The sequence below is a fragment of the Vibrio sp. 10N.222.46.A1 genome (genome assembly GCF_041473595.1).
GTDB classification, from domain to species: Bacteria; Pseudomonadota; Gammaproteobacteria; order Enterobacterales; family Vibrionaceae; genus Vibrio; species Vibrio tasmaniensis_A.
Window position 1 is genome coordinate 1 of the sequence record NZ_JBFRSN010000872.1, and the last position, 745, is coordinate 745.

General features: G+C 45.6%; 1 protein-coding gene. It reads left to right on the forward strand.

Going from position 1 to position 745, the window contains the following annotated elements:
- Positions 1-127 precede the first annotated feature (127 nt).
- Positions 128-745: aldo/keto reductase family oxidoreductase (locus AB4496_RS21350; protein ID WP_372131884.1), on the forward strand; the 618-nt coding region annotated here is incomplete at its 3' end.

The following is a 745-nucleotide window of genomic DNA, read 5'->3' on the forward strand; positions in this document are numbered from 1 at the left end:
ATTTAAGTGTTCGTTTTTCTGTGGCTCTCACATTTTTAGTAAGCGTTTACCTTTGCCATTTGTTATACGTTGAGCCTTCGGTAAAACGAGCTTAGGATACGTTCAGTATTGATAAAGGAGACAACCCATGGTTGCAAAAGTAACGGTAGCGCCACAAGGCCCAGAACTTTCTGAGCTGGTGCAAGGATACTGGCGTACAGCTGAGTGGGGTATGACCCCGCAACAACGTCTGACTTTCCTAAAGCAGCACATTGATCTTGGCATCACAACGGTTGATCACGCGGACATTTACGGTAACTACCAATGTGAAAAGTTGTTTGGTGAAGCATTAGCGCTTGAGCCGAGCCTTCGAGATGATATTCAAATCGTCACCAAGTGCGACATCAACTTGTGTGGTGACCACACTCCAGATCGCAAGATCAATCACTATGACACCAGCGCGCACCATATTTACCAATCAGTAAATAACTCTCTAGAGCGTTTGGGTGTAACCGAACTTGATGTATTACTGATTCATCGCCCTGACGTATTGATGGACGCGGATGAAGTAGCAGAAGCGTTCGCTGAACTACATAAGGTAGGTAAAGTTAAGCACTTCGGTGTCTCTAACTTTTCACCGCGTCAGTTCGACTTACTGCAATCACGGCTAGGTAAGCCACTGGTGACGAACCAAGTTGAAATCAACCCATTGAACTTCGAAGTGGCTCATGATGGCACGCTAGATCAACTGCAGATGAACCGTATT